The sequence below is a fragment of the Streptomyces sp. NPDC050743 genome (genome assembly GCF_044456925.1).
Taxonomy (GTDB): Bacteria; Actinomycetota; Actinomycetes; order Streptomycetales; family Streptomycetaceae; genus Streptomyces.
This window is the reverse complement of record NZ_JBITGJ010000188.1, coordinates 1-8,746: the sequence shown is the minus strand read 5'-3', so window position 1 is coordinate 8,746 and position 8,746 is coordinate 1. Positions and strand designations below refer to the sequence as shown.

Genomic DNA, 8,746 nt, shown 5'->3' with positions numbered 1-8,746 from the left:
CACGCCCCCCCCCAACCCCCTCTCGGGGGTGCCCCGCCTCTACCGGGGCCTGTACCCCCCCGCCCTGGGGGCCGGTGACCCTCAGCCCCCCCCCCCGGGGCGCCCCCGGCCCCGGCCCGGTCGGCGTCCCACTCGTGGATCGCGGGACGCCGACCGGAGACCGCTCAGGCGCCGAGGGCAGCGCGGATCGCCTTGGCCTTCTCCTTGGTGAACACGCCACTGTCCAGGAGCGAGAGCACGGACAGTACGCCGCCGCGCGAGCCCCAGCTGCCCTCGTCGATCACCCGGAAGTTGACCCACCAGGCCGGAGCCGGCTCCGGCAGACCGCACGCCTCGGCCATCGCGGACAGGACGCGCTCGATGACCTCCGCCCGCACCTCCTGACGCCAGTCACCGTCCATGACGGCCACGTCGATGACCATGACGTCGAGATCCGGGCTGGCGTCGGCCATCAGGCGACCACCGATCGCCATCATGTCGCTCTCGCGCTCGACGAAGTGCACCTGGAAGCCGACCCGCGCGGCCGGCGCGAACTGCCCGACCTCGGGCACCAGGACAGCGTCCGTCAGCGTCTCGGCCAGCCTGCGACGGTGCTCCTGGCTCAAGCGGCCCTTGGGCGCGTTCACGGTGATGACGGTCACGACATGCCTCCTATGACACTCGTTATAGAACGAGGCTACACCGGCCTATAACGAGTGTCATATCAGGAGGCCGCTCCAGCACCACGCCCCACGGCTGGACCCAGCGGACGCCAGTGGAACCAACCTCATGAGATGGCACAACTAGCCGAGGGCCGCTGCCCGCGTTCTCCGCGAACGGTGCCGTACCCGTGGATACGGCACCGTCGCCGAAGCACTCGACCGCTTCGCGGCTACAACACGGCGGCTACTTCGCGTCCTCCAACGCGAAGTCCTTCCGGGTGACCCGGTCCTCGTGCACCACGACCCGCCGCGTGAGCGCCCTGTGGCCGTCCGCCGTGACACGGAGGGTGTGGCCGCCGACGCCGGCCGAGAACAGGGTGTAGAGGCCGTCGCCGACGGCCGGGTCCTCGGGTGTGGCCACGGTGACCGCCGCGCTGTCCGGGGCCGAGTCGTCGGCGACCTTCGCGCCGACGATCGCCTCGCCGGTACGGGCGTCCGCTACGGTGCCCACGGTCAGCCCGCCCGGGACCGGCTCCAGCGTCCGGTTCTGCACGCTCACGTCGTCGATCGCCCAGAAGTACGCCCAGTTCGCGACGAAGTGGAAGCGCAGTCGTACGGACGGCTGTCCGGCGTACTGCCGCAGCGGGACGCTTACGGTGAGGTGGTCGGCCTCGCCGCTCGACTTGGGGCCGCCCCACACGGTCTGCCAGGTGGCGCCGTCGTCGGTGCTGGCATCCACGGTCATGTGCTGCTGGCCGGTGTTGGTGATGTAGTTGGTCTTGAAGGTCAACTCGCCCGACTGGGCGTCGGACAGGTCGTAGGCGGGACTGACCAGTGAGGTGTCCTGGTGCGGTCCGAACGGCCCGTTGTCGCTTGCGGCGACCGCGAACGACCCGTTGCCGCCAGTGGCGTTGCCCACCTGGATCGGGTCGTCGAACCGCCATCCGTCGTCGCTGTCGGCCGCGCTCGTCACCGTCCAGCCCTCGGGCGCGGCCGTGGCGGAGGCGAAGCCCTCCGCGCGCTCGGTGGTGCGGAGGTCGTAGCCGACGGCGGTGGCCGCGTCCGGGTCGGCGGTCAGTGCCGCGTCGGCGGTCACGTCCTTGCCGTCCACCGTCACCTTGCGGGCGACCGCCTCGTAACCGGGGAGGGCGGCCGTGACGTCCAGGGTGTAACCCGCGTGCTTCGGGAGGGAGATGTCGTAGTCGCCGGTCACCGGGTCGGTCCACACCGGCGCCTCCGGCGAGCCGTCCACTGCGATCCGGGCGTACAGCGGCCAACCGTGCCCGGAACCGTCCCGCACGGTCCCGCGCACATGCGCGCGGGGCAGCGCCGTGAGCCCGAAGTCGCGGGTCACCGCCTTGCCGTCCTCGATCTCCAAGGTGACCGGTGTCGTGGTGGCGTAACCGAAGGCCGTGACGGTCAGCCCGCTCACCTCACCGGCGGGCAGGTTCAGAGTGTAGGTGCCGTCGGCGCGGGTCGTGGCCACGTCGAGCCCGGAACCCACGGTGGCGCCGGCGACGGGCCTGCCGGTTCTGGTGTCCGTCACCTTGCCGGACAAAGTGCCGCTCGGGCCGCTGCGGAAGGCCGCAAGGCCGCCCGGGGTGCCCAGACCGGTGGGGCCGTCGTAGCCGGTACCGGCCGTGCACAGGTAGGCGTCGGCGCACGTGCCGTTGGACCCGGAGATGATGTCGTTCAGTCCGGCGCCGCCCGCCGCGTACGGATACGCGTTGGGGTAGGTGCCCGGGCGCGGGGAGCCGGCCAGTGCGTAGACGCCGGCGATCACCGGAGTGGACGCGCTGGTGCCGCCGTAGCGCTGCCAGCCGATGCCGAGCGAGCCGAACGTCGAGTAGACGGCAACGTTGTCAGCGACCGCCGACACATCCGCGACACTGCGTCCCTGGCAGCCGGTGTCCTTCTGGAAGGCGGGCTTGGGCTGGTACGACGCGCAGCCCGAGCCGGGCCCGTAGGAGTTCCGCTTCCACACGGTCTCGTCCCAGCCGCGCGGACTGGCCGGGTCGGCGACCAGATTCGTGCCGCCGACCGCCGTCACGGTGGACAGGGTGGCCGGGAACGCGACGCCGTAGCCGTTGTCCCCGCTCGCCGCGACGATCGCTACGCCGGGATGGTCGTAGGAGGAGCCGTAGGTCGGTGCGTCGGAGGCGTAATCACCGGAGCGGCCATAGGAGTTGGAGACGTACTTCGCGCCCAGTGCGACCGCCTCGTCCACACCTGCCGCGAGCCGGTCGAGTCCGTCGTTGTCGGTCTCCACGAGCAGGATGTGCGCCTGCGGGGCGACCGCGGAGACCATGTCGAGGTCGAGGGCGATCTCACCGGCCCACATGTCGTTCGGCGTCGGGTAGTCGCCGCCGCCGCGCTGGTCGACCTTCTTGAAGCAGCCGTTGGCCGTGGTGCACGGCGGCAGACCGTACTGGGCGCGGTAAACCGCCAGGTCCGCCTCGGCGTTGGGGTTGTCGTAGGCGTCGACGATGGCGATGGTCTGCCCCGCGCCGCCGTCTGCCGGGAGGCTGTAGGCGCTCTGGAGGTCCTGCGGACCGAGCCCCGGCGGCGTCTGTGCCGCGGTCAGCCGGAGCAGCGGGGACTGGCCGGCGGAGCGCATGGCGTAGCACGACGCGTGTCCCTTGGCGGGGGTGCCGCACACGGGAGTCAGGTCGGTAGCGGGGTCCTCGGTGCCGGAAGCGGTGCCGAGGCGGGTCGCCGTGACGGCGGCCGAGGGGTCCGGTGGCGGCGCGGCATGCGCGGGCGTCTGGATGCCCAGGAGGACGAGGGCGGTGAGCCCCAGGGCGGCGGCACCGCGCCGGAGCGGCGTGGCCACGGATATTCGCTCTCTTCGGAGCGGGGATTCCTTCACTGCATACCCATCGTGACGGGCCCTCGGTATCGGGCCGGTGAAGAGGAAGCTTGCACGCAAGAACGCGTCCGCATAATTAGCCGGTTCGGAATGACGGCCTGTCAATACCCCCTTCGTTACATGCCCATTTCCTGGAAAGGGACGGCGTGGTCCGAGGGTTCTCACTTGTGCAGAATCACGTAGTGGCAGCGCAGAAGGGGTGCCCGACCGCTGATTTCGCGCCCACAATAGATGGATCCGGCCGCACGCGCGGGCCGGTGCCGGGCGGCCCAGCGGCAATTGAATCCCGACAGCCGCCGTCATCTCTTTACGCAGCCGGTGAGTTCGGAAAATGCGGTGCGCATCGACCGCCATTTCGCCCCCCGAGGCTGTGGCGGGTTCAGCGGTGGCTAGGTGGCGGAGGTGGGCAGCGCGCGGTGAGGAGCCGACCGAGTGGATGGGGGAGCGGCGCCGGGACCGGGCCGGTTGGAGTCGCCTCGGCGGCGGCCGATCGGAAACGTCCCATCGGCCCGGTGTGGGACATGATCCAGCCGTGTTCACGGGTCGTCCCTGCGGTCCCCCGGAGCCGGGGTGGTCAGTGCACCCGGAGTGCGGTGAGCACACCGCCGCCCAGCTCGTGGAGCTGTACGTCGAACGCCCGGTCACCGGAGAGCAGTTCCCGGAAGGGGACCACCTGCTCCCGGTGACTCACCGCGTTGTCGACGGACACCACCCCGTGCGGCTTCAGTACCCGACGCAGCTGTGGCCAGCACTCCATGTAGGCGGGTCGCTCGGCGTCGAGCACGACCAGATCGACCGAGGCGTCGGGCGTCTTGGCCGGGACATCGGCACCGTCGCCGTGCACCACCTCGACATGGTCGCGCACTCCGGCACGCTCCAGGTTCCGGAGCGCCGCCGCGACCCGGTTCTCATCGATCTCCTCCACTCACCGACCGGATCGGGTGTAGGACCCGACTTCCCTCCGCTGCCCGGCCACCAGGTGACGCAGACGCTGTCGGTTCTGCGCCCGGCGCGGGCAGCGGGAGGTTCGTGCCGCTGGTTTGCTCGGCACATCAAGGAACGGGGACAAGGTCGGCTGCCCGATCGGGCCCTCGCCGAGTCAGTGCGCGATGCGAACCCCGTCGAGAGCTGTCCTCCGGTCAGCCCGGACCAGGTGAGCCGTATCGCCGTCGGCCTGCACGGCGACAAGCGCGGGTACGCCCGCAGTGCACTGACCCATTGCGACGGCAAGCCCGCCCCGCACACCCTCAGTTCAGCTACACCTACGACGACGTGCTCGACTCCCGAACCCTGTCCGCCCTTCTCCACGCGTACGTCGGCACCCTCACGAAGCAGCGCGGCTGCACCCACGTGACCTACCCGGACGCCGGAGACTTCCGTATCTCCCGACGGGGATCGGCGTGGCCCGCTCCTTCGGTGGCCGTGGGATGGACCAGTCGTTCACGGTGCCGGATTTCAGTTGCTGTGAGTCTCTTGTGCGCGGCGCACTTCGGCGGCATTCTCACTGATCGGTGCATGCCAGGAATACGCCGTTCCGGCAAGTCTCACGGGCCCCCACCCCGTTGGGCCTTCCGCTTCCCAAGAGGAGGATCAGTGAGAGCCAAGCGCACCCGACTGCTCGCCGTCGCCGCAGGTCTCGTCGCCGCCACCCTGGCGGGAGCACCCACCGCCGGTGCCGCCGGCACGGCATCTCACGGCGCGGCGCACCTGGCCCGCGTTTCGGACAACATCGCCCGGGCCGGTGTCGTCGGCACCGCGTGGTACGTGGACCAGGCGTCCGGACGCGTGGTCGTCACCGCCGACAGCACGGTCACCAAGGCGGGAATCGCCCGCATCGAGAAGGCCGCCGGCGGCGACGCGGGTGCCGTGCAGGTCCGGCACACCAACGGCGTCTTCCGTCCCCTGCTGGGCGCCGGCAACGCCATCTACGGTGGCCAGTACCGCTGTTCGCTCGGCTTCAACGTGGTCAGCGGCAGCACGTACTACTTCCTCACCGCCGGCCACTGCGGCAAGGTCGCCAAGACCTGGTACACCAACCAGGCCCACACCACCCTCATCGGCCCGACCACCGGCTACGACTTCCCCGGCAACGACTACGCCCTGGTCCGCTACGACAACACCGCCCTGAGCCACCCCGGCGGCTACAGTGCGGCGAACGCCTACGTCGGCGAGAACGTCAAGCGCACCGGTTCCACCTCCGGCACCCACAGCGGCACGGTGACCGCGCTCAACGTCAGCGTCCACTACCAGGGCGGCGGCACGGTCAGCGGCATGATCCAGACCACTGTCTGTGCCGAACCAGGCGACTCCGGCGGCCCCCTCTACGACGGGACCAAGGCACTGGGCATCACCTCCGGCGGCAGCGGCGACTGCACCACCGGCGGCACGACGTTCTACCAGCCGGTGCCCGAGGCGCTGAGCGCCTACGGCGTGAGCATCTACTAGAGACCACCGTGCCGGCATCCACCGGCTACCACCCGAATTCGCGGGACACCCTGTGGGCACGACCGTCGAGCCGCCCCGTCGTGAAAGCAGAACGCGCCTGGGCGGCTCCAGGGTTGAAGGGCCGAAGGGCGCGGCCGGCGATCCACTCGTCCAGGATGGCGAGGTGGGTGCGGGCGATGTGGTGGGAGCGGGCCAGGATCGCGTCCTTGCTCTCCTCCACCACGTGCGCTCCGTCCGCCTGACCCTGGCACCGGAGACCGGACCCCGTGTGCCGGCGCCCGGGCAGAGTGCCGTCATCGCCGGCGACCAGCAGTACTCCTACCGCAACGACGCCGGCGAACCGGCCGTCTTCATGCGGGTCGTCCCCGGCGCCTGACGCACTCACGAAACACCAGGCCCATCTGCGAGATCCAGCACCTTGCGCGGCCGCCCGTTGAGCCACGCTTGACCTCAAGTGCGGTTCGGTTTCTAGGTTCGTGGTCATCGGCAGCAGCCAACAAAGGAGGCAGTTCCCATGACCGCGACCGCCGTTCCCGAGAACTACCGAAACGCTGTCGTCGCCCACATCATGGTCGACGGCGCCGCGGACGCGATCGACTTCTACGCCCGAGCATTCGGTGCCGAAGAGCTCTTCCGCCTCGACGGCCCGGACGGACGCATCGTGCACGCCGAGGTCAGGATCCAGGGCTCCACCATCATGCTGGGCGATGCCGAGGGACCACTCTTCAGAGCACCGACCGCTATCGGCGGCACCACCGTGGGCCTGCACGTCTTCGTCGAAGACGTCGACGCGCTCGCGCGACGGGCCGCCGCGGCCGGCGCGGAAGTCCTGCAGCCACCGGCCGACCAGTTCCATGGCGATCGCACGACCATCGTGAAGGACCCCTACGGCCACGTCTGGATCTTCCTCACACACCTGGAGGACTTGACGCCGGACGAGGTGGCCCGCCGGGCCCGGGAACGGTTCTTCTGAACGATGATCCCGAACCGGTCGCCGTCGACCCGCCGGCGCGCCCAGGCGGGTCAGCCGCCGAGCGTGACCGGGCCGAGGCCCGACGGCAGGTGGCGCACGGCCAGGGCCACGGCCTCGTGCGCTGTGGCGAACTGACCGAGGTCCTCACCCATGAAACCCCTGCCCACTCCGTAGGTGCCGTCGCTGTTCGCGGTCAGGCACGGGCCGACGACGGTCAGGTGGGGGCGGGTGGTGGTCGAGAAGCGCAGCGCCCAGTGGCTCGTGAACGGGTAGAGGGCGCGCAGCACCGGCTCGGCGTACGCCGCCTCGATCAAAGCTTGGTACGTCTCATGCCAGTCGTACTCCAGTTCGCTCGCCTCCTGGCGCATGCCCTGCCACTCGGATTCCGCCAGGCGCGCGGGATCGTTGTCGAGCACCTCGAACCGGCCGGTCAGGTGTACGAAGGGTGCCGCCCGGCGGATGTCGTTCAGGGGCGCTCCGTCGTGCCACGCCCGGGCCGCCTTGGCGACCTCCGCCAGGTCGTCCGTCCTGCCGTCGACGAGGGCCAGGCCCTGGAAAGGGTCCGTGCCGCGGATCGACCACCGTCGTTCGTACGACCATGCGCTGATCTCCAGCGATTCGCGATGCCGCAGGGTGCTTGCGACGGTCGCATGGAGCAGGGGAGCGGAGCCCGAGGACGTGACGGGGACGGCGCCGAGGCAGCCGTCCGCCTCGGTCCGGAGCGCTGCGGCAAGGCTGCCGCAGGCTGCGACGTCGGGATAGAGGACGGCGGGATCAGGTGGCGTAGGCACGGCTCCTGATTGTGCCCGAGCCGCTGGTTCCCGGGGCGGACGGATGGTTCCCTGAGGTGGACAGGTCACGCGGACGGGCAGGTCAGGCCGGTTCGTCCCCGACCTGCTCAAGTCCCTGCAGTCCGTGCACGCAGGACATGCGGTGCTGGCCCCCGACGTCACGGACCACCTCATCGAGCTCACGGTCGGTGACGCTCCACAGCCCGCGGATCCGGACAGCCTGCGCCTGGTCGAGTCCCTCACCGACCGTCAGCGAGACATCCTCCGTCTCCTCCAGGTCATGGAGCGCCTCGGAGCCGCCAACCGCGTGGAGGCCGCACGGATCGCCTTTCGGGCGGGGCTCTGAGGACGGCACCGCCGGCGCCGAAAGGCCGGTGACACCGGTGGTCGCGCCGCGCCGGACTGTGCAAGTCGGGCCGTGCGTTTGGCTGTTCGGGCCTTCCTGAGGCGTGCCGAGTCGTGGACGTGAACGGCCGTCTGGCAGAGGCAACCTGACGGCACGGCACAACCTTTGGCAGGCTCGGCGGTCACACCATGTAGGAGCAACCACCTCCAACAGTCGCAAGGGGGAAATGTGCGATTTGTTCGTTCTGTCGTGGCTGCCGCCGCAGTGGCGGCCCTGTCGGTGGGGACCGCGACGGCCTTGGCGTCACCCGCCTCTGCCGCGGCCAACACCACACCGTAGAGGGTCTGCGGAAGCGGCTACAAGACCGTCAACTCGGCGCCCGTCGGCTCACTGGGCACCGTCTACCTTTGATCTTGGCTAGTGCTCCGGTCTTCAGGCCGGATGGTGAAGGCCATCTCAGAATAGGGGTGACCCGCACCAGGGGCATGGGTCCGCACTGTTGACCTCAGCTCACGGGGCGCTGCTGCCGCTCGATGTACTGCTGTACGACGGTGAGTGGCGCCCCGCCGCAGCTTCCGGCGAAGTAGGAGCCGGACCAGAAGTGTCCGCCCCACCGGTACCGGCGTACGTGTGCGTCGTACTCCTTGCGCAGCAGGCGGGCGGAGACGCCCTTGAGGGAGT

At 70.1% G+C, this 8,746-nt stretch carries 10 protein-coding genes and 1 pseudogene; 5 read left to right on the top strand and 6 right to left on the bottom strand.

The features are described 5' to 3' along the window. Positions 1–164: 164 nt before the first annotated feature. The 3 genes from ACIBJF_RS50320 to ACIBJF_RS50310 form a co-directional block, all read right to left on the bottom strand. Positions 165–641, bottom strand: a complete 477-nt coding sequence (locus ACIBJF_RS50320; RefSeq protein WP_399184603.1) for a tautomerase enzyme — start codon at positions 639–641, stop codon at positions 165–167. 244 nt (positions 642–885) lie between these two features. After that, positions 886–3,474, bottom strand: coding sequence for a carboxypeptidase regulatory-like domain-containing protein (locus ACIBJF_RS50315; RefSeq protein ID WP_399184602.1), 2,589 nt, complete (start codon positions 3,472–3,474; stop codon positions 886–888). Positions 3,475–4,084: 610 nt separating this feature from the next. Then, on the bottom strand, positions 4,085–4,435 hold the full coding sequence (locus tag ACIBJF_RS50310) for an O-methyltransferase (protein ID WP_399184601.1): 351 nt from the start codon (positions 4,433–4,435) through the stop codon (positions 4,085–4,087). A gap of 668 nt (positions 4,436–5,103) precedes the next feature. On the opposite strand from ACIBJF_RS50310, the gene ACIBJF_RS50305 reads away from it, so the two are divergent. Then, the gene (locus ACIBJF_RS50305) at positions 5,104–5,955 is read left to right on the top strand and encodes a S1 family peptidase (RefSeq protein ID WP_399184600.1); all 852 of its coding nucleotides are present in this window, start codon (positions 5,104–5,106) and stop codon (positions 5,953–5,955) included. 25 nt (positions 5,956–5,980) lie between these two features. Here the strand turns inward: ACIBJF_RS50305 and ACIBJF_RS50300 are convergent, their stop codons facing one another. Beyond that, a complete protein-coding gene (locus ACIBJF_RS50300) occupies positions 5,981–6,178 on the bottom strand; it encodes a hypothetical protein (protein WP_399184599.1) in 198 nt (65 codons plus the stop codon). Between ACIBJF_RS50300 and ACIBJF_RS50295 the strand changes: the two genes are divergently transcribed. Together ACIBJF_RS50295 and ACIBJF_RS50290 are read left to right on the top strand one after the other, a co-directional pair. Further along, positions 6,179–6,331 carry a hypothetical protein gene (locus ACIBJF_RS50295; RefSeq protein WP_399184598.1) on the top strand — a complete coding sequence of 51 codons (153 nt, stop codon included), beginning with the start codon at positions 6,179–6,181 and terminating at the stop codon, positions 6,329–6,331. Between the two features lie 138 nt (positions 6,332–6,469). Beyond that, positions 6,470–6,928 (top strand): VOC family protein, encoded by a 459-nt coding sequence (locus ACIBJF_RS50290; protein WP_399184597.1) that lies wholly within the window; start codon positions 6,470–6,472, stop codon positions 6,926–6,928. A 50-nt stretch (positions 6,929–6,978) separates the two neighbouring features. On the opposite strand, the gene ACIBJF_RS50285 is transcribed toward ACIBJF_RS50290, so the two are convergent. After that, complete coding sequence (locus ACIBJF_RS50285) at positions 6,979–7,719, bottom strand: DUF6193 family natural product biosynthesis protein (RefSeq protein ID WP_399184596.1); 741 nt, start codon at positions 7,717–7,719, stop codon at positions 6,979–6,981. 124 nt (positions 7,720–7,843) lie between these two features. On the opposite strand from ACIBJF_RS50285, the gene ACIBJF_RS50280 reads away from it, so the two are divergent. Both ACIBJF_RS50280 and ACIBJF_RS50275 read left to right on the top strand, forming a co-directional pair. Then, positions 7,844–8,065 (top strand): hypothetical protein, encoded by a 222-nt coding sequence (locus tag ACIBJF_RS50280; protein WP_399184595.1) that lies wholly within the window; start codon positions 7,844–7,846, stop codon positions 8,063–8,065. A gap of 228 nt (positions 8,066–8,293) precedes the next feature. Further along, positions 8,294–8,473, top strand: a pseudogene (locus ACIBJF_RS50275) (spore-associated protein); the annotation flags it as partial. A 97-nt stretch (positions 8,474–8,570) separates the two neighbouring features. Here ACIBJF_RS50275 and ACIBJF_RS50270 read toward each other — a convergent pair. Further along, positions 8,571–8,746, bottom strand: a 176-nt coding sequence (locus ACIBJF_RS50270) for a transposase (protein WP_399184604.1), incomplete at its 5' end; no start/stop codon positions are given.